The 21,187-nt window shown below is 46.0% G+C and carries 11 protein-coding genes; 8 read left to right on the top strand and 3 right to left on the bottom strand.

Annotation, left to right across the window (positions count from 1 at the left end; translation table 11 throughout):
• The 6 genes from U2P91_RS12500 (at position 1) to U2P91_RS12475 (ending at position 8,996) form a co-directional block, all read left to right on the top strand.
• Positions 1-1,011, top strand: a complete 1,011-nt coding sequence (locus U2P91_RS12500) for a FecCD family ABC transporter permease (protein WP_111887043.1) — start codon at positions 1-3, stop codon at positions 1,009-1,011.
• Between the two features lies 1 nt (position 1,012).
• Positions 1,013-1,783, top strand: coding sequence for an ABC transporter ATP-binding protein (locus U2P91_RS12495; protein ID WP_111887042.1), 771 nt, complete (start codon positions 1,013-1,015; stop codon positions 1,781-1,783).
• A gap of 23 nt (positions 1,784-1,806) precedes the next feature.
• The gene (locus U2P91_RS12490) at positions 1,807-2,466 is read left to right on the top strand and encodes a class I SAM-dependent methyltransferase (protein WP_111887041.1); all 660 of its coding nucleotides are present in this window, start codon (positions 1,807-1,809) and stop codon (positions 2,464-2,466) included.
• 31 nt (positions 2,467-2,497) lie between these two features.
• Positions 2,498-2,947 (top strand): MarR family winged helix-turn-helix transcriptional regulator, encoded by a 450-nt coding sequence (locus U2P91_RS12485; protein ID WP_111887040.1) that lies wholly within the window; start codon positions 2,498-2,500, stop codon positions 2,945-2,947.
• A 200-nt stretch (positions 2,948-3,147) separates the two neighbouring features.
• On the top strand, positions 3,148-5,526 hold the full coding sequence (locus U2P91_RS12480; protein WP_111887039.1) for an ABC transporter substrate-binding protein: 2,379 nt from the start codon (positions 3,148-3,150) through the stop codon (positions 5,524-5,526).
• Between the two features lie 5 nt (positions 5,527-5,531).
• Positions 5,532-8,996 carry an EAL domain-containing protein gene (locus U2P91_RS12475; RefSeq protein ID WP_111887038.1) on the top strand — a complete coding sequence of 1,155 codons (3,465 nt, stop codon included), beginning with the start codon at positions 5,532-5,534 and terminating at the stop codon, positions 8,994-8,996.
• Between the two features lie 28 nt (positions 8,997-9,024).
• Here the strand turns inward: U2P91_RS12475 and U2P91_RS12470 are convergent, their stop codons facing one another.
• Positions 9,025-10,296 (bottom strand): EAL domain-containing protein, encoded by a 1,272-nt coding sequence (locus U2P91_RS12470; RefSeq protein WP_111887037.1) that lies wholly within the window; start codon positions 10,294-10,296, stop codon positions 9,025-9,027.
• A 224-nt stretch (positions 10,297-10,520) separates the two neighbouring features.
• Positions 10,521-11,306 carry a hypothetical protein gene (locus U2P91_RS12465; protein ID WP_111887036.1) on the bottom strand — a complete coding sequence of 262 codons (786 nt, stop codon included), beginning with the start codon at positions 11,304-11,306 and terminating at the stop codon, positions 10,521-10,523.
• 422 nt (positions 11,307-11,728) lie between these two features.
• Here U2P91_RS12465 and U2P91_RS12460 point away from each other — a divergent pair, with 422 nt between their 5' ends.
• Positions 11,729-15,313, top strand: a complete 3,585-nt coding sequence (locus U2P91_RS12460; protein WP_322519758.1) for an MBG domain-containing protein — start codon at positions 11,729-11,731, stop codon at positions 15,311-15,313.
• 249 nt (positions 15,314-15,562) lie between these two features.
• Entirely contained in the window at positions 15,563-18,796 is a 3,234-nt protein-coding gene (locus U2P91_RS12455) for a leucine-rich repeat protein (RefSeq protein WP_111887034.1), read from the top strand.
• 57 nt (positions 18,797-18,853) lie between these two features.
• Here the strand turns inward: U2P91_RS12455 and U2P91_RS12450 are convergent, their stop codons facing one another.
• Positions 18,854-21,013 (bottom strand): lectin like domain-containing protein, encoded by a 2,160-nt coding sequence (locus tag U2P91_RS12450; protein WP_111887033.1) that lies wholly within the window; start codon positions 21,011-21,013, stop codon positions 18,854-18,856.
• Positions 21,014-21,187: the final 174 nt, after the last annotated feature.

The raw sequence follows: 21,187 nt of genomic DNA, 5'->3' as shown, positions 1-21,187 counted from the left end.
ATGAAACCAATCACCAGGAATAACACATTTATAGTATTGCTTTTGGGGTTACTAATCGTTTTTTCTTTTGCTTCACTATTTTTAGGTCGGTATTATGTCGAGCCGGAGCATGTTTTAAAGCTGCTCTGGTCCGGACTGTTAGGCAGTCCTCTTGATAGTGTTGATAAAACGGTAGTACTTGACATTCGGCTACCGCGGCTTTTTATAGTTATTCTGGTGGGCGCTGGTTTGTCTGTCAGCGGGGCGGCTTTTCAGGGCTGTTTTCATAATCCTCTGGTCAGCCCTGATGTATTGGGGGTTAGTGCCGGGGCCGGTTTTGGTGCCGCCCTGGGAATTCTTTGGACTAATGGGGTTACCACCGGGGTTACGGCTGCGATGGCTTTTGCTTTTGGGCTTTTAAGTGTAGTAGTAAGCCTACTTCTTTCGCGGTTAAAAAACGAATCCTCAATTTTAGCGCTGGTCTTATCCGGGATCATTGTTTCGGCCGTGTTTAACGCCCTGATTTCGCTGGTCAAATTTGTGGCTGATACCGATTCTCAGTTGCCGGCGATTACCTTCTGGCTAATGGGAAGCTTTTCAAACACGACCTTTGAAGACCTTGGTAAAATCATTGTACCGATTTTGGTTGGCATTGGGGTACTAATCGCTGTTCGATGGCGGATAAACGTTTTAACATTGGGGGATGAAGAAGCCAAAACCTTGGGGATCAACCCCGGAAAAACACGTATGATCATTATTGCCGCGGCTACCATTATTACGGCATCGTCGGTGGTGGTAGCGGGCATCGTCGGTTGGGTAGGCCTGATTATTCCAAATTTGTGCAGAATGATTGTTGGCTCAGACCATAAATATCTGATGCCGGCATCCTGTTTATGTGGCGCGGTATTTTTATTGACAGTGGATTTTATTGCCCGGGTTTTAACCCCCTCTGAAATCCCCATTGGAATTCTGACAGCCATTATCGGAGCGCCTTTTTTCGCGCTGGTTTACAAGAAAACAGAGGGGTGTTGAGATGCAACTGGCAGTAATTAAGGGTAGCTATGGCTATCATCCGGAAAATAAGGTGCTTTCGCAAATTAGTTTTGAACTTGCACAAGGGCGGATTATGACTATCCTGGGGCAAAATGGGATTGGCAAAACTACCTTGCTGAAATGCATGATGGGCCTGCTCAAGTGGCAGGAAGGCGAAACCCGGGTTGATGGCCAGGTGTTTACCTCAATGCTGGATCGTGATGGGATTGGCTATGTTCCTCAGGCGCATAAAACTGTTTTCGCTTTTTCGGTTTTTGATATGGTCACCATGGGACGAAGCCGTCATGTGTCGATCTTTGGGATGCCTTCAAAGCTGGACCGGGAAAAGGTACTGGAGGCGTTGTCCATAGTCGGCATCATCGATTTCAAAGATCAACTTTGTTCTCAATTAAGTGGGGGACAATTACAACTGGTTTATATTGCCAGAGCATTGGCTAACGAACCGAAAATTCTGATTATGGATGAGCCGGAATCCCATCTCGATTTCAAAAACCAGTTTTTGGTTTTAAAACTGATCCAGCGGCTCAAAGACGAACAGGGGATCTCCTGTATCATCAATACCCATTATCCTGAACACGCCTTACGGATTTCAGATGATACCTTGCTGCTGGGAAAAGGTCAGTATGGATTTGGACCGAGTCACGAAATGATTACTGAAGCAAATATCAAAGACTATTTTGAAGTAAATGCAAAAATTTATACCATTCCGGGGCTGAACAACCAGAAAAAAGCCTTTACGGTAGTGGATTAGAGAATTAATGAAAGAGGAAAAAAATGGCTACTTTTGATGAAGAAATAAAAACGGTCTGGAATCAGCATGCAAAACATTATGATAAAAAACATAATCAGCGCGAAGATCGCGATATTTGGAAACAAATTCTGGTGGAACATATTGGTAAAGATAAAAACCAGAGAGTTTTGGATATGGGAACCGGCACTGGTTTTTTGGCGCATTTAGCAGCAGAGGCGGGTTATCGTAGTGTGGGTATTGATTTTGCGGAAAAAATGGTGGCACAGGCAAAAGAAATTGCTAATGAAACTAACCTGGACATTGACTTTATTCAGGGAGACTGGAATGAGCTTCCTTTTGAGAATGATAGTATTGACGTGATCGTTAATCGTCTGATTATGTGGACGGTTTTCACGCCGGAAGAAACCCTGAGGGAGTGGTGGCGGGTTTTAAAACCAGGTGGCAGGATTTTGTGTTTTTGTCCAGAAGATACAAAAGAAAGGATGCCAAGTCATTATACCGAAGCGATTGAAAAGCTGTTACCACTGCGTAATGCCAATTCAGTACAGTTTGCGCAAACGCTGAAAACGACTGGGTATCAGCAGATCAGCATTACTGAATTACCGGAATTATGTGGTGATAAACTCTTTAGGCACTGGGCCCTGATTAAAGGTGAAAAGGAAATTATGTCGTCAACTAATTGAATTATGCCAAACCATCGGTTATAATTTATTCATGAAAGAAGATGTAAATGCTGTAATTAGTGAATATATAAAAATGGTTGAAAAGATTGCCAATGGAAAGACTAACGTTCTTGACTTTGGAGGTGATCTGGTTTTTTATCGCGGGGAAATTCATATGATCAAGATGATCGGCGATTTTCCGGGAATCTTTGTATCGGAGATGGCGAGAAACTTTAATATTACCCGAGCGGTGGTTTCCAAAACCATTAAAAAGCTGGAAGCGAAGAATGTCGTCTATAAGGCAATTGATGAAACGGATAAAAAGAGGATGCGGCTTTATCTGACAGAGAAAGGAAAAGATGCTTATCGGGCGCATCAAAAGTATCATAATCATTATGACAGTCCACTTTTTTCCTACCTTGATGGACTGGCGAGGGAAGAACTTGAAGTAATTGACGCTTTTTTAAAACGGGCAAATTTACTGATTGACAATCATTTTTAGCAAACGGCACCGGGACTTTAAACCAGAGTCCTGGTGCTGTTTTTATTTGCAGTGAAGAGTATTCATCAATGATTCAAATTGCGCAAGTATAAATGAAATAAAACAAGTGATTGCTAAACGAAAAATAAGAGCGTATACTGATTGTAATACATTTAAAATAATTAGTCAGGAATCGAAAATATCAGTTTAAAGGAGGAAAAATGAAAAAGTCTATTATTACTTTAACCCTTGTCTTGGCATTGGCACTGGGAGTTAGTTTTTTTATGATGCCAGCAGCATCGGTTCAGGCTAAGAGAACGGTTGAAATTGGGGTCTTGTTGCCGATTACGGGGACCTGGAAGGCCACCGGAACGGCTGGCGAAACAGCGTTAGATGCGGCGCTGCCATTTGTCAATGATTATCTGGCTGACCGTGGGATGCAGATGGTACTGGAGATTCGGGATACCCAGAGTAACCCGGATAAGGCCTTAAGTGAATTGGAAGCACTAAAGGCAGCGGGAATTACCACGGTGATCGGACCAATGATCAGTGACGAGGCCCTGGCGGTAGTACAGTATGCCAAAGACAACAAGATGCTGTTGCTAAGTCCATCGGCAACTGCTACCGAATTATCTCAGCCGGACACTTTCTTTCGAATGGTGGGTACCGATGCCAGTCAGGTTGATGGTTTGACCCGGATTATGAATACGGTTTACAAAAAGAAACATCTCATCACCGTTTTTGTGGATGATACCTATGGCCGGGGATATGATACCTATCTCCAGCAAATGGCCCCGGCTCAGGGGATGGATGTGATCGGAACGGTTGCCATAGCCGCTGAAAATCCAGATCTTGCCAGTGTAGCGGAAAGCGTGAAATCACTGGCAGCTGGTGCGGATGCGACCAATACCGCCGTGGTGATAATTGCCCCCAGTCAGACTGGCGCAGATCTCATTAAAAAGGTAATGACTGATGATCAGCTGTCGGCTATGAAATGGTTCGCCAGCGCTGATATCATCGGTAATCCAGCAATTTTAACGGATCTTCAGGTAGCTGCCTTCCTGGAAAAAACCGGGATGGAAGGGTTGACCCTTGGAGATAAGGGGGTTTCTCTGGATGCAATGCCGATAATCAGCGAATTGCTCAATGGTGCCACTGATTATTCTCCCTATGCCATCACCACCTGGGACGCCCTGTGGTTGCTGGCAGATACCTACGCTCAGGCGCCGGAACTGGATGAGGTGAGCGATTTTGATACCCTGAAAGCTAATCTGGTTAGGGCTGCGGGCAATTTTAGAAATGCCTTTGGTTCCTTTAATACCATGGATGAAAACGGGGATACCCGCGGCTCTAAATACTTGCGCTATATCTGCATTAAAGATGGTGATAGCTATAGCTGGAACTGTAAGGGACATATTGTCGATCTGGGAAAAGGTGAGCCGATTATTCAAACCATTGACTGGAAAGTGGCCGCCGATGGAGGCAAGGTTCAGGTTGGGGCATTGCTGCCATTGACGGGTAACCGCTCGGAAAACGGTGAAGATATTCAGATGATTCTGGATCAGGCTATCACACGTTTCAATACCTATGCAGCATCGGTGGGATCGGATCTGGAATTAGCGCTGGTGGTGGAAGACACCGGCAGTGATAACGAACAGGCTAAGCAGGCGGCCCAAAAGCTGGTCGATCAGGGCGTTACAAGTATCATCGGTCCGATTAACAGTACCGAACTGGAAGCGGTTAAACCGATCATCGATGCGGCGGGAATCGTGGCGATTTCACCGTTATCCTCCAGTGCTTCATTAAGCGTGACCGATCGGATCTATCGGCTGGTCTTAAATGACAGCATCGAAGCCAAAGCCCTGTCGGGCTTGCTGAAACAGGATAGCATTGACAAACTGGTTATCATCCATGCGGATGATAGTTATGGCACGGATATGGTGGAACTGATGAAACAGGCCTTTGTCGGTGATGTGATGGCTGTGGCTTACGATCCGGCTAGTGATGATTATAGCGCGACGCTGGCCCAGGCTGAGGCGGCTGTCGAAACCGGGGATGCTGCTAGAACAGCCGTATTAACCGTTTCATATGCTGAGATTGTCGATTTGTTTGGCCGTATCGGCGACGCCAGCCCGCTGTTGCAGGTGAAATGGTACGGAACTGACAGCTCAGCCCTTTCCAAGGCAGTGCTGGCTGATCAAACTGCCGCTCAAAATGCGGCTTCGGTTGATTATACCACCATCGACTTTAGCCCCTATGGCGATAAGTTTGATCCGCTCTATTATGTTATCAATAGCAAACTGAAAACCGATGAACCACTAAAGGAAAGTCTGATCAGTTCATTTGATGGGATCTGGCTGTTGGGTTGTGCCTATCTATCTGAAGGCACTGCTGCAACCCCGGAAACAATCAACACCTATGTCGATAATAACGGCTTCCGCGGGGTTGGCGGGGTATTGCGGTTGGATAAAAACGGCGACCGTCAAATTGGCTATTATAAATTCTATCATCTGATACCAGATGAAGCCGGATATTTATGGGAGAATAATGGGATTTACAGTCAGGATATACTCAAACCGGGCGTTATGGAAAGGTGGTGAGCAGGATGGCGTTAGATAACTTATTTAATCGCATAAAATTAAAAGAATCGTCAACTTTACCGGAAAAGGATCAATGGTACCTCGAGAATCGTCGTCATGCTCAGGAAATGATGAAAACGGGAAGTTGGACCTACGAAATTGGGAATGATACGGTCTATTTTACCGATGAGTATTATCGTATTTTTGAGACAGCTCCTGATCAATTAGGAGAAAATGCGGAGTCTTATTTTCAATATGTCAGCAAAGAAGATGTGAGCAAGGTAAAGAATTCACGTGAGCTGGCATTTTTGGGAAAGGATCAGGAACTGGAGTATCAAATTATCACTGGCCAGGGAAATGAAAAATTTGTCAAAGAAAAAACCCGAACCCTGGTGGATGAAATGGGTAAGCCCAAAAAAATTATTGGTGCGCTTCAGGATATTACCAGTGAAAAAATTATTGAAAACAGTTTAAAAGAACTGGGTGAGAACCTGAATTTAGGCCAAAAGGTTGCTGGCTTAGGCAGTTGGAAATACAATGCGGTAAAAAATGAACTCTTCTGGTCTGACGAAATCTATCGAATTTATGATCTCAAACCACAAGAGTTTAGAGGGACCGTTATTGAATTAATTGACTTCACCTATCCGGAAGATCGTTGTGTTTTAGAAGAGCTAACCCAAAAACGGTTAGCCCGTGAAAAATTTGATCTCCAATACCGGATTCAATTAAGAAACGGGACCATTAAATACCTGCGTCTGGTAGGGGAACCCATTAAGAACAAAGATGGACTTAATACAGATCTGGTAGGAACCATCCAGGACATCACTGAGATAAAAAAACTGGAAAATGAAATTATTTTTATTAAAAAAAATCTTGAGCAAGCGCAGCGACTGGCAAAAATTGGAAGCTGGGAAATGAATGTCAGGAAGGAGGAGAATTTCATGTCAAATGAAGCGCTCCGCATTTTTGGCATCACAGCCGGGGAATTTGAAGGGACCTTTGAGGATTTCATGAACCGGGTGCATCCTGAAGATCGTGATATCATTATTGCTTCCATGTCTGGTCAGTTAACTGAAGATCCTTTTGAACTTGAATTTAGGGTAATTAGAAAAGATGGGACCTTTCGTGATGTTTTTCAAGTAGCAGAATTTAAGCTTGATGAAAGCGGTCAGATGATGCGGGCTTACGGGACCATCCAGGATATTACCGAAAAAAAAGAGTTCGAACGCGCCATCGAAACCAAACAGCAGGAGATCGACAAAATACAGCAACGAACAAGAATGCTCATTCAGGAGTCCGGGATGGTTTTTGAGATTATTGACGAGAATGGCATTATTAAATATATCAGTGATACCTCTCAAAAAGTTATTAATTACAATCCCGGGAGTATGATCGGTAAAAGTGTCTATAACTATTATGACCACGATGAAGCGGCTTATTTAAAGGGCCTGATTCATAGCGCCATGGAAAATAAAGAGAGCCCGGAAACGGGGATTATAACCTTTGGTAGAAAAACCGAGAAGCCAATTTACCTTGAGGTTCATATCCAGAATTTTCTGGATCATCCCATTATTCAGGGATTAGTTCTGGATTTTCGGGATGTAACTGATCGCATCATCATGCAACGGAAAATAGAAAAGCTGGCATCCTATGATGAAACAACCTCTCTGCCCAAACAAAATCAGTTTAAAAAAGAGCTAGCTGAAAAATGCCTAAAAGCGACAATTGACCAGCAAAGCCTGATTGTGTTAATGCTGGATTTTGAAGGGTTTAAAGAAATCAATCATTCGATGGGATTTAATGTCGGGCAACAGCTGATTGTTCAGATTGTCATGCGACTACGGGGGCTTTTGGGAAAAGATACCCTGATTTCTCGGTATTCGGAAGACCAGTTTGCCATTGTCATTGAGAAATTAATTAACCTGGAGTCCTACGAAGCCAGAGTTTTGGAAGTTATCAATTTTTTTGACCGTCCCTTTAAAATAGATATCTATGAATTTGATGTCAATGTGAATGTGGGAGTCAGTGTTTATCCGCTCGAAATACAAGCAAAAGACGGGGAGCAAGAGGACGAGTTGACGACAGAAACTCAAGCGCCGGATGAAATTGAACAGTTGGTTCAGTATGCCAACATCGCCCTGGTTTGGTCTAAAAAAGAAGGCAAAAACGGCTATCGGTTTTATTCCTCAGAGCTCAACATCCAAAACTATAAACAGCTCCAACTGCGCCACGATTTACGGATGGCCGTTAAACGCGATCAGTTTATGGTTTTTTATCAACCCATGGTACGGATAAAAAACAATGGGATCTTAGCCGTTGAAGCCTTGATTCGATGGAATCATCCGGATTGGGGAATTGTCTCGCCGGAAGAATTTATTTTCCTGGCCGAAGAAACCGGCGCCATTGTAGAAATGGGGAAATGGGTGCTTAGGAAAGTTTGTGAAGATCATCGTTATTGGATGATGAAGGGCTACGAACCAGTCTATGTTTCGGTTAATTTCTCCAGCATCCAGTTTTACGAGCGTGATTTTGTCAACAATATTACCGCTATATTAGCAGAATATGAGATGGATCCCAAATATCTGATCGTCGAACTGACTGAAAGCCTGATTATCGAAAATGCTTATAAAGCCATTGATGATATTGAAAAACTCCAGTCGGCGGGTATTCAAGTCGCACTGGATGATTTTGGTACCGGTTATTCTTCGCTAAGTTACTTGCAGTACTTTAATATTGATATCATAAAAATGGATGCGTCCTTTTTAAAGAATATTATGGCAGATAGGACAACAGCCATCATTGCCCAGGCGATTATTAATCTGACCAAGGAGTTGCGCATTAAACTGGTTTGCGAAGGTATCGAGAATTGGGATCAGCTTTCATTTCTCAGAGAAAATAATTGTTTTTCAGGGCAGGGATACCTTTACTCACGACCCGTTCCCTTTTTGAAAATTGATGAACTGCTGGAAAAAGGAAAGTGCCGACCGGTTCTCAGCAACACAACATTTAAACCCCGAGTTGAAAGGCGACGCTATTTCAGACAGGCCTTTCGTGATCTATTACGAACAGATCTGACAATTTTGAGAATTAAAGACAAAAAAATGAACGTGGGAAATTCAAAGGCCCTGATTAAAAATATTGGTCCCGGTGGGCTTTGCTTTATATCCAACATCCAGTTTCCACTGGAACGGGATTTCACCCTCAAGTTTAGCACGACTCTTTTAGGAAAAGAAATCATTGCCTTGGGGACCCCAGTTTGGAGCCAGGAAGCGGAGGGCAATCTCTTTGAGTATGGGATTAAGTTTATAATGGATGAAGCTGAAGCCGAGGAACTGACCCGGATTCTTTATGAGCTTCAGGTAAAAATGAAAAAGAATATTCTTTTTTCAGACGGCAGCTTTACCGATAAAACAGCCTATAACTATTTTAACGATCTCACCGGACAGCAGATCCCGGCGAAGGTCGATTTCAGCCAATATAAAAAAAGATGAACCCGCGGGTTCATCTTTTTTATGCCGTTTAAGGGCTAACAGGGAGGGGTTGCTGGGTTTCCAAAAAATCGACGCAGAGGATGTATTTTTTGGCTGCCAGTCGAAAAACCCGGGAATAGGTGATGCAGAGATTCCCGGTAGCCATCGAGACATAGGGTTCGGAAATGTAGGTATCCTGTTTGCGTTTGATCAGATTATAATAGAAGTTTTTAATTGAGTGATCGACCCCCATCTTAGCAGAATGAAACACCAGTTTTTCGCAGGCACCCATGTTTTTGGCACCAATTGTGTCGCTGCATTGAATTCCGGATTCATCCAGCACATAGGCACAATCCACCGCTTCTGTGAGGATCAGGCATTGGAGGAGCTGGTTGTCAAATTCATTGGGGTGATCCACCACCGCCAGAGCTTTGATCATCCCATTAACGGTTTGGGTGTAAGCCATACACTTCTGATTGTAATCCTCCAGCTCCTGGAGCAACAGGGCTTTATAGTTGTCTACCACCAAAGCGGTTTTAGCAATCAGTTCAGCTTTGAGAACAAAATCATCGCTGGGTTTGGCAAAATAGAAACCCTGGATTACCTGACCGCCCAATTTTAACACCTGAATCGCTTCGGTCCGGGTTTCCACCCCTTCGGCGACAATCAGGGCACCAATCTTATTAGTCAGATTTACCAGCGATTTAAAGACTTCCTGCTTGTGATAAATGCGATCGATATCCGCAATAATGGAGCGGTCAATTTTGACGATGTCTGGTTTTAAGCCGGCGATACGGTCCATATTGGAAAAACCGGCACCGACATCGTCCAGAGCGATCAAAAAGCCCTTGTTTTTATAGGTGGTCACAAATTGGGTCAAGCCTTGGGCGTCCATAGCTTTTGACTCATTGATTTCGATGACGATATTTTTAGGACTGATGCCGCTGCTATTAACTTGTTCCCAAAGGTAATTGGAGCCGCCCACCTTATCGATGATGGCCGTGTCCAGGTTGAGAAATAAGAGCAAGTCCCGATTTGTCTGATGATAATCCCGGAAGGCAGTAAGAACTGCATCCCGGCAAGCCCGATCCAGTGGGGTCGTCAGCCCGACTTTAGCAGCAGCGTCAAAAAGCAGCTTTGGTGGAATAATTTGGGTTGAACCCGGAATAATCCCCCGGATCAAGCCTTCCAATCCCAATATTTTTCTCCCAGTGACGGACATAATGGGTTGAAAATAAGCCATTAGTCTCTTTTGTCGGATGACTTCACTGATATTAAATGTCTTTTCTGTACAGATAATTTTGTGCGTTGTTATTTCCAATTTCTTCTCCAGAATTTTGCGATTTTCGTCTCTTTGATAAGTTGCTTTTACTATCCGATCCCGCAGCGAACAAGCGTTTAACAATTGGTCGGTACGGTAGTATAACGATACAGCAGTATGACTTAATTGTACTGTGTTATCCAGATTAATTCAACCTATTTCGCAGTTTCAAAAGTGTAGCAGACATCGCTTTCGGCTTACGCCAGACAATGGGAAGATAAAATTTAATGATCGTGGTGGGTATGGTTGCAAGTGTGGCTGTGAACATGGGGGGCCGTTTCCTTGGATTTGATCTGAATAAAATCCTCATAGGCCTTATGGATCGCATCGTAATTCTCAAAGATGCTGATCGTGTTAATATTGTCTTGGACAGCTTTAAGCAGCTCATGGACGTGATGGCGTTTTAAGTAATCCGGGAGGCTCACATCGAAATTTACATAGGACCCGATGGCCAGAGCTTGTCCATAGAATTCGGCTAATGCCTGCATGTGGGCAGTCAGATCAAAAGAAAGCAGGCTTTCGTATTCCGGGACAGTACCACAGAGATAAGAAAAAAGTACCGCTTTGTTTTCAACGCTGGTCAGGTTGTAGTAAAGGTAAAACCCCCGGAACCAGGCCCGGACTTCGGCCAAGAATAAAAAACAGGCGGAATCGGGGAATTGGGCGGCCCGCAAATTAGCAACACCGTATTTTTCTTTAATATCAGCAAAGTCAATCAATCGGGTGTATTCGTAGGCAATGGCTTGGCCGTATTGCTGGGTTTCATCAAAAAGATCTTCATGGAGTAGTAAATAGTAATGATCATCCTGCTCATCGGGTAGTACCAGCAGTTTTAGGCTGTCATCAAGCTCTTGTTTGGATGCTTTAATAATAGCCTGGTCGCATTTGGTATTAGCCAGTTTTAGCCGCTCATGATAAAGATCGGTGGTGACGATGATTTCCAGGGGATAATCTTTTTGTACCTGATAAACGAGATTATATGTTTGGATCATGTTTTGGATAACGGACATAGGGTTTCCTCCTTAGGTGTATAAATAGCAATGAAATAGTTTGAGGTAAAATAAATACCTGGCACGATGATGCCGTTATCCCAATAAGAACAACAGCCTATCGATAATAAGAAATGCTTACTTAGAATTAGTATAACCGCTTACGGCGATGGTGTAAATGGTAGAAATCAGTACACGTTGATTGGCTACGAAAAAAAACAGCCGCCGTTCGTTTAAATCAACCAAAAATGACAGCCTGAGGCTAGCGGTTTCTTTTCAGTTAAAGAACGGTTTAAAAAAGCAATGTGGAAATACGCCTTTTTAGTAGAAAACTACGCCTTTTCATCGGCAACTTATGTGTTAGGATATTCTTATAAAAAAATATAAGTTTAAATCATCCAGAAGTTAAATGATGCGAAATGATAAAATAGGAAGGTGAAAAGATGAAACAATTGCAGCAGCTTATTTTAGGATTGGCAATTGGACTTGTTATTTTGTGGGGTGGAGGACCGGTGTTGGCGGCTGGGCCAACGGTCAGTACGAAAGCGGCGGTGACGACCGATAAAACGGCGACCTGGTCATGGACTGGCATGACTAGCAGTTATCGCTATAGTCTTGATAATGAAACAGACTGGCAGGCGACGACGGAAACCAGCTTTAGTCCCAGTGGGCCATTGTCCCGGGGGACTCATATCCTTTATGTTCAGGAAGACCAGAGCGGCAGCTGGAGTGAGAGCAGCAGTGCCAGCCTGTATTGCTTGGAAACTGAGTCAGATGCCACGGTACTTATTAGTGATGGGGTTGACTTGACCGCCTTTTCGGATTTTGTCAATGCTGTCCCAGCTAATGGTGTTGTCAATGCCAAATTGACAGCGGATATCGCACTCAGCAATACTGAGACCAATCCCTGGAAGCCGATTGGTAAAAACATCAGCTATCGTTATCAGGGTGTCTTTGATGGTCAGAACCATGTCATCCGCGGGCTTTACCTGAGCTTCGGCAATGACTTTAGCGGTCTTTTTGGCATGAGTACCGGGACTATTAAAAATCTGACACTTACAGATTCAACGATCAGCGGTGGATATGATGTCGGAGCAATTATCGGGTTGGCCAATTCTGGCAGTCAGATCATTAATTGTCATAATACCGCCACCGTCAGCGGCACACAACGGGTTGGCGGGATCGCCGGGACTTTTATGGGCAACTTGGAAAACTGTTCCAATAGTGGAACAGTAACGGGGGTTAAGGGCAGTATTGGGGGCATTGTCGGATTTCAGCAAGGTATTATGCTTAACTGCTTTAACACTGGTACAGTAAAAAGTACCAGTTCGGATGTTAATGATTATAATATCGAAATTGGCGGGATTAGCGGTGACTCATTTTTTGGATCGACCAGTGATTGCTACAATAGCGGAGCAATTATTTTTGCTAGCTTTGGTACCAAGTGTAAGCAGGGATCGATTATTGGTCAAAAAAGTTCGTCTGTAACGGTTTTAAATTGCTATTATCTGAAAAATACAGCGAGTAATGGCATTGGTAGTAATAGTACTGATATCGACACCGAAACGGCCAGAAAAGATACGACCAGTTTTACCAATGGTGAGGTCTGCTACGACCTGCAGGCTGGCCAGTCAAGCCTTAGTTGGGGTCAGACCTTAACTGGAAGTGCTGATCCGCGACCGGTTTTAAGCACCCAGTCCGATAAAAAGGTCTATCGGATAATATTTGATTATTCAGATGCTACAGCTGATCTGATCAGCTATCACAATCAGAACGATAGCGTCAGCACCCTCCAGTCAGTTGATTATGCCTTAACCCTTGATGGGGCCCCCTTTACCGACAGTAATTATCAGGTCGGCAGCAACGATGTGACTTTTACCGCCATAAAACGCGAGGCTTTTAGCGGGGTAAGTGTAACCCCTTATAACGAAAGCTTTGACGGTAGCAACCATTCGCTTGTAACTGTCAGTGGTGCCCCGGAAGGAGCCGCCATAACCTACAGCTCAACCGGTCAAGAGGGCAGCTTTTCAGATACGTTGCCAGAGATGAATGAGGTTGACAGTGTTGATGTTTATGTTAAAATCAGTGACTTTTATCACTATGATTTTTTATGTGGAAAGCTGACTGCCATCGTCACGAAGGCCAGTGCCCCCACAGTGGCACCGGTTGAAAAAAATTATACTTATGGTATCACCAATCTCGACGAGAGTATTGACGTAACAACCTTGTTGCCAGCTAATCGGGGGACGAGTAACTATGTTCTGGGCACACTCAGCGATAACCAGGGCATTCTAGACGGAACACCTAGTATTGGCGTTGATGGCTGTATTAACTATCGTATTAAGGGAGGGGCGGTTGGTGATACGGCAACGATTCCAGTTATTATTGACAGCAACAATTACGACCCAATTACAGTTAGTGTGAAAATAAATCTGATTGATAAGCAAACCCTGATAATTGACGGTATCTCAGTTAGTAATAAAACCTATGATGGTAATCCACTGTTGCCAGCGGGAAGTGTGACAATCAGTGATGCGGGTGGCCAGGCGGTCGATCCCGGGCCGCTAACCTATCGTTACCATAGCACAGATGGTGACAGTTACGACAGCAGTATCGCTCCGACCAAGGCGGGCAGCTTTCAGTTGGATATTTTTGTGCCAACTGAGAATCCAACTTATACTGGGAATTTGGGGCCGATTTCTTTTAACATTCTACCGCGACCGATTGAGGTCAAGGCCCAAAACCAGACCATCACAGCCGGTAGCGAACGGCCAGCCGATGCGTATAGTCCCCCTGATCTGGCTGAGGGTGATACCCTGACAGGGGTTAGTTTTGCCTGTGATTATCTAAAAAACGATATTGCTAAGGGAATAGCGGGCAACTATCCGATTACCCCCAGCGGAGGTGTTGTCAGTGGTGGCAATGAAAACTACTTGATCACCTATAAGCCGGGTGTACTGACGGTCAATCCGGCCAGCACTGGTGGCGGTACTGGTGGGGTGGTGAGCCCGACGCTTCCGGAAGTTAGTTTAAGTACCCATCCGCTTTCCTTTGATGCCGAAGGTCATCTGGCGATTGATATCGCCGGATTGCCGCCAGGGGCCACGGTTTATTACAGCGGCGATGGTCTTTCCTATGCGACGATCCCGCCGGTAATGACCGGAGCTGGCAGCTATCCTTTATGTATAAAGATAACTTGTCCTGGTTACACAGATTACCAGACTCAAGCACAAGTGACTGTTACCAAGGCAGTGACTACGCCGCCAGCCGATATAACCATAATCCCGCCCGACGATCAGTCTGGTGGTGTAGCTTTACTGGCGGAGGGGCTACCATCAAACCGGGGTGCAACTCAGTTTGAAATCATCGGGGTATCTGATCCCGATCAGCTACTGGGGAATACTCCAGAGGTCGATCAGAATGGTCAGCTTAGCTATTGGTTACGGCAGGATGTAGCAGCCGTTCGCTATGATGTATCCGAAATGGCTAATAATCAGATGACAACCGGGGCAACGATTTCAATTAAGGTGTCAATGGCCAATTACGAGGATTTGACCCTGAAAGTGATGATTGGTAAAGAGCTAGAGGAAGCAATTGGAATTCGCTACCTCACCCATATCCAGGACATCGGCTGGGAAACCGACTGGGTTACTGAAGGGGGTTTATCTGGCACCTCCGGACAGTCCAAACGATTGGAGGCACTGAAGGTCGAGCTTATCGGCGATGTGCCGGAAGGAGCCAGTATAGAAACCGCAGCACATGTACAGAATCAGGGGGATCTGGGTCCCTTTACCATGGGCACCGCTGCCGGTACCAGCGGGCAGGGCTTGAGGCTTGAAAATATCTGTCTGACCCTTGAAGATCTCTCCGGCTATATCCTTCTTTACACGGTACATGTACAGAATCAGGGCTGGTTGCGGGATGAAGACGACAGCAGCAGTTGGTTTAAATCTGGTGAAATCGCCGGAACGGCGGGTCAGGGGCTGCGACTGGAAGGGATTAAGATTATGCTGGTAAAGACTGAATAAACCGGATAGTTGTTTAATTTATGATCAGCGTTGAATTAATTACACAGCTTTGGTTGTATTACATGAACCCGTAGTTTTTGGACTGCGGGTTTTTGCTAGTTAAGAACGGGTTGTTATAGTGTTGACTGTTGATTTTAAAAATCTACTCCTTTTTACATTAAAAATACGCCATTTAAAAGATAGAATGGTTTTTATAGAAGTGGTAAAATTAAGACAATATTTTAAATAGATGAGAATGGCAGGAGAAAAATGAATAATAAATTTGTTTACCAGTGTGCTTTGATCACAATACTTTTTTTATGGTTACCGCTAACGGCTTGGGCTGCTGATAATCCCGTGGGAGTTTCCTACCGGGGCCACATTCAAGATCAGGGCGATTACCCACTTGACGGCAGCTGGGTCGACAGTCCCGAAATCATCGGCACGGTTGGTCAGAGCAAGCGGATTGAGGGCTTTGAAATTAAGTTGACGGGAACCGTTCCCGAGGGGATGGAATTGCGTTATAACGTCCATGTTCAGAATAAGGGCTGGCTGTATGACGAGAACGATTCCGCCGATTGGCCCAAAGACGGTGCCTATGCCGGTACTCGGGGGGACGGCCTGCGAATTGAAGCGGTCAAGATTGTTTTGACTGATCGCGCCGGGAAAGCGTTGACGGATTACAGCGTTCAGTATCGCGGCCATGTTCAGAATGTTGGCGATTTGCCGGCTGATAAAACCCAGTGGCTGGCCGATGGTGCGCAGTTAGGCACGGTCGGGAGTTCGCTGCGTCTGGAAGCGCTGCTGGTACAGGTAGTTAAAACCGCGGTTGATCCACCGGAACCAATTGAGCCGACGGTTTATGACAAGGTCGGTACTTACGGCCCGACCACTGGCACTGAAACAGTGGCCGGTGATGTAATTGTCGCAGCCGATGGGGTAACTCTCCAGAATCTGCTGATTCAGGGTAATCTGACCATTAGTGAGGCCGTGGGGGACGGCAACGTCACCCTGAACAACGTCACAGTTAAGGGCGATACCGTTGTCCACGGCGGCGGGGTTAACAGCATTAAGATCAACGGCGGTGCGTACAGCCGCATTATCATGGAGAAAACCGCCAGTGGAGCCGTGCGGATTGTGGCCACGGATGTAGATGGGCTGGCGGTCGTGATCGCTGAAGACGCTACCGGGGAAACGATTATTTTGGAAGGTAAGTTTGACAGCGTGGAAGTCAATGCCCCCAACATGACCGTGACCACCCAGGGCGCTACCACCACTATCGGGACGATGACGGTGAGTGCCGGGGCCGCCGGTAGTACGGTAACCGTCGCGGCCGGTACCACGGTCAGTGATCTGGTGCTGGATGGCAAAGCGGCGGTTAAAGGTCAGGGCAATGTGGTCAAAGCCGAGGTTAAAGCCGACGGAGTGGTCTTTGACAAGAAACCAGGTGCCGTTACGGTGGAACCGGGCGTGGTGATTCCACCGGTCTTTCCGACGCCGGATAGTGGCGGCGGCAGTGGTGGGGGAACACCCCCGGGGCCGATTGCTGTTACCGCGGTAAGTCTGAATAAATCGGCTTTGATCTTGTCTTTCAATGATACTGAAACCCTGGCGGCCACGGTAGCACCGGCGGATGCGACGAATAAAACGGTCACCTGGACAACCAGCGATACCACCATTGCCACGGTGGATGCCACCGGGAAGGTCACCGGGAGTGCCAACACCGAAGGGGAGGCTACCATTACCGCCACGTCGGCTGATGGGACGCAGTCGGCTAATTGCACCGTAGCCGTGACCAGATTTAAGGTGACCAAAACCGCGGATGGCATCGGCACGATCACCGGGATGAACGGCAGCAGCACGGACATTGTGATCCCGGAAACCATTGGCGGGTTGACCATTACCGCCATTTCTGATCAGGCCTTTTCCGGGTGCAGCAATTTATCCAGTGTGACGCTACCATCGGGACTGACCGCCATCGGGACTGAAGCCTTTAATAACTGTTCCAAGTTGACGGATATCGAGATCCCTAAAGGGGTCATTTCGATTGGGAATGCTACCTTTGGTTTTGATGCGGGCAAAGCACCAGCCAGCCGCAGCTATACCTTCCGGGGCGATGTGCCGGGGGCGATAGGTGCCAGTGCGATTCCGATCACCGTTACTCACATTCCGACGATCAAGTATTATGAGAATTATATCGGCTTTTCAACAGTGGATTGGGCTGGGTATACCAAAGCGGTTATTCTAGAAAAACCAACTCTGACTGACCCGACGGCCACCAATACCGGCACCCCGACGGTTGATTTAAGCTGGGCAGCAGTTACCAATGCAACGGGCTATCAGGTCTATTTTAGTAAAAAAGGTGATCTTTCAGATGCTACTATTACCCCTGTGACCGAAGCAAAAGCAAAAATCGAAACCGGGTTGGAGCCTAGGCAGCTCTATTATTTCGCTGTCAAGGCTCAGGATGTCCACGGTGAATCGCTGCTGTCGGAAGTAAAATCAGAGCGGATTCCGGCTTTTGAAGTAACAGGGGTCACTCTGGATAAAGCTACCCTGTCGGTGGGGGTGACCAAAACGGCTCAGCTGAACGCTTCGGTAGAACCGACCAATGCCACCGACCAGACGCTGGTGTGGATGTCTGACAATCTCGCGGTGGCCACGGTGGATGTCAACGGGTTGGTTACCGGGATCAGCGAAGGAACGGCAACCATTAAAGCGACGACTCCCAATCATACATTTTTTAAAAATTGCACAGTGACAGTGACCGAGGGTTATGACGTATTAGTTACCGACAACAAAGCCACCATTACCAAATATTATGGCGATAATAAGGATGTGGTGATTCCGGACACGATAGACGTTAATGGAACACCGGCGGATGTTGTCGCTATTGGGGCCTCTGCTTTTTATAATAGTGGTGTAACTCGGGTAACCATCCCCGCGAGGGTAACCAGTATTGGTGCAATAGCTTTTAAAAATTGCGCAAATCTGACAACGGTCACATTTAAGTCTGGTTCCCAACTGTCAATTATTGGTAATTCAAGTTTTATGGGAAGCTATGCCTTGAGCAGTATCGTACTGCCAGACACGGTTACCTCAATTGGCGACTACGCCTTTGGTGACTGTAGTGATTTACGAACCCTGACGTTGCCGGCTTCCCTAACAACAATCGGTATCAATGCCTTTTATTTCACGGGATTAACGGCTATTACGATTCCAAGTCAGGTCACCAGCATTCCAATCTCAGCTTTTTATGGTTGTCAGGGGCTAACAACCATCGATTTGCCCGTCGGATTGCAAACCATTGGAAATACGGCATTCGCTTTGACTGACTTTCAAACCCCGATAGCCCGAACCTTTACCTTTAACGGGGATGCCCCGACGTTGGGAACGGCTGCTATTCCGCCGACGAGCGGCTCCGCCATTACCACTATCAAATACCCTGCTATTTATACTGGCTTTAATAGTTGGACAGATTATACACTCGAACCAATTAGCTAGTATACCAAACAAAAAGCAGCGACGTATCGTCGTTGCTTTTTTGTTTGGTGATTTTTATCAATTCATTTCCAAAAACGGTTCGCCGTTATCACTATCGTCATAACCACTGGCATAAGTGCCCTTGGGGACGACCTCGATCTGGATTGCTTCGAGTCGATAGCCATAGCCGGAAGTGCCGGCCATCTCGCCATTTTTACCCCAACCCATCCAGCCAAAGTTCTGACAATGAACACGGTAATAGACATCAAAGCGATCAGCATCGGCACCGACTAACTGAATCTCGATGGCTTCAAGGCGATAGCCGTAGCCAGTGGTACCGCTGACCTCACCGTCATAGCGCCAGGGTGCCCAACCGATATTCTGGATATGGGTGTGGTAGGCAATGCCGAGGTCATAGTTAGTTTCACCAAGCTGCATCTGGATCGCTTCGAGACGGTAGCCATAGCCTGAAGTGCCACTTATTTCGCCATTGGAACGGTTGCCTTGCCAACCAATGTTCTGAACATGGGTACGGTAATAACAATTAACCGTTGGCTCAGTTGCAGTTTTGATCTGAATCGTATAGGTGGCCGTCTTGCCGCCCACGGTAACGGTCAGTACCTGATTAGCACTGGCTTGGGCGCTGTTAAAACCGGTAACGTTGGCCGTTGTGACAGTTTCTACCCGGGTGCTGCCATCACTGTAGGTTCCGGTAACCTCCAGACCAGCTAGATCAAGAGATTCTCCGATTTGATAAATCAGTTTATTGGCGGGTTTTGTAATAGCAATCGTTTGGAGGGTAACGCTTTGTCCGCCAGTGAAGGCTTTGATACAAACATTTGAATCATCGTAGTAACCAATGTCATACCAATTGCCGGTTCCGACAGAACTGATAAAGCTCTCCCCGAAATTAGCTGAGGCACCACTATTGTAGTTAGGTACCGGTGCTTCAACCGGAACAGGATAATCCGATTGGGGTGTGGTATATTTAATTACCACCGCAAACAATTGAGAAGCCGTCAGGTTCACCGGGGTGTTTAAGTCAACAGTATAGTAGCCTTGATTGGTAAAGGTTGTCGTTTGCGTTGCTCTTAATTGACCACTGCTGGGATTGTCAGGGGAGACGTTGGTATAGATTTTTATTTCTGCAGTGGTGTTGGGGCTTAATGAATAGGTGCTGATGGCAGTAAGGTTTTCGCTGGCAACGGCGGAAAAAATATTAGCTCCCCAGGAAGATTGGTCACCGGTGGCATAACCCCGGGACATGGTGTTACCAAGGGGATCAAATTGGTAGACCCGACTGTAATTACTAGTGGACTGAGCACTATGGAAGGCCACCACGTTATTGGCAGCATAGGTGTCATAATAAGAAAGATAGAAATAGCCACCGTCACCCCAATCGGTGCCCCAGCTATTTCTGACAATCCAGGCGCCGTTACCCGGTGGAATCTTGCTAAAAAGGTTACGGTCGAAATTATCATTCCATCCGACAATAGCGACATCGTGGTTTGTTTGGGCGTAGCCATCGTAGTAAAGGGCAAATGACTGCTCATTATAGTAACTGGGAAAGTCAAAGGCATCGGCAAAGATGGAGGTGGACAAAGCACCACCGGCGATGATCGTTTCTTTAACAGCAACCTGAGATTTAGGGAGGTAGTCTATCTGCTGTACATGATGAATCGGAGTCAGACCAGTTTTTTTAGTCGAGTCGTAAGGATCGCTGCTTTCACTGACCGGACCACTCCAGCGTGCCAGGTAGGCAGTAGCCATGTCGCTGTTACCACCATCATTGGGTCCATAATCGAAGCCATGATTCCACATCATGTTATTTTCGGAAAGATCCTCAGTTTTTATCGGTTTGAGGTAGGATTCCAAAGAACCCAGACTGGCAAAGGTCCAGCAGCTTCCCCACTGTCCTTGATTGCGTACTGCTGTAACCCGGCCGGTGGTGCGCAGATCATAACTGATGGGAAGGGTGGCTGAGGTATCAAAGCTGTTTTCCTTAAGACTATCCACTCGGTTAAGCGGCGCAGGAATGTGGCCGAGTCCATACCCATCCGTGGTAGCGGTGCTAATTTCACCGGCAGCCAGGTCAGTCTGGTATTGCACAAAGTCCGGATTTAATGGAGCAGTTAAGGGTGGAGCCATGTCATTTGCCCAAGTGATCGGGGACATGACAATCAAACAGACCAAACCGACGAAGATTAGCGATAGTCGGTGTTTTAATCGTGTTTTCATGTGGATACATCCTTTCTAAAACAGATTTGGGCAGTTGGAAAGAGTATAATGTACACGCTTGTCAAGACACGAAATTAGAAATTTTTAGATAAATCTCCTTTCGCGTTTTGATTAGGCAGCCAATGCCATATTTTCATAGAATACAGCTGCCGGTGTTTTGTAATTGAATCGCTG

Origin of the sequence: Acetobacterium sp. K1/6 (assembly GCF_034438075.1) — a bacterium.
In the GTDB taxonomy this organism is placed as follows: domain Bacteria; phylum Bacillota; class Clostridia; order Eubacteriales; family Eubacteriaceae; genus Acetobacterium; species Acetobacterium carbinolicum.
Note: the sequence above shows the minus strand (reverse complement) of the source record. Positions and strands in the feature narration are given on the sequence as shown.

Excerpts from the sequence above, each read along its gene's own strand:
- U2P91_RS12500 (WP_111887043.1), top strand. The coding sequence starts at position 1 with ATGAAACCAATCACCAGGAATAACACATTTATAGTATTGCTTTTGGGG.
- U2P91_RS12465 (WP_111887036.1), bottom strand. The coding sequence starts at position 11,306 with ATGTCCGTTATCCAAAACATGATCCAAACATATAATCTCGTTTATCAG.
- U2P91_RS12485 (WP_111887040.1), top strand. The coding sequence starts at position 2,498 with ATGAAAGAAGATGTAAATGCTGTAATTAGTGAATATATAAAAATGGTT.
- U2P91_RS12450 (WP_111887033.1), bottom strand. The coding sequence starts at position 21,013 with ATGAAAACACGATTAAAACACCGACTATCGCTAATCTTCGTCGGTTTG.
- U2P91_RS12490 (WP_111887041.1), top strand. The coding sequence starts at position 1,807 with ATGGCTACTTTTGATGAAGAAATAAAAACGGTCTGGAATCAGCATGCA.
- U2P91_RS12475 (WP_111887038.1), top strand. The coding sequence starts at position 5,532 with ATGGCGTTAGATAACTTATTTAATCGCATAAAATTAAAAGAATCGTCA.
- U2P91_RS12455 (WP_111887034.1), top strand. The coding sequence starts at position 15,563 with ATGAATAATAAATTTGTTTACCAGTGTGCTTTGATCACAATACTTTTT.
- U2P91_RS12460 (WP_322519758.1), top strand. The coding sequence starts at position 11,729 with ATGAAACAATTGCAGCAGCTTATTTTAGGATTGGCAATTGGACTTGTT.
- U2P91_RS12480 (WP_111887039.1), top strand. The coding sequence starts at position 3,148 with ATGAAAAAGTCTATTATTACTTTAACCCTTGTCTTGGCATTGGCACTG.
- U2P91_RS12495 (WP_111887042.1), top strand. The coding sequence starts at position 1,013 with ATGCAACTGGCAGTAATTAAGGGTAGCTATGGCTATCATCCGGAAAAT.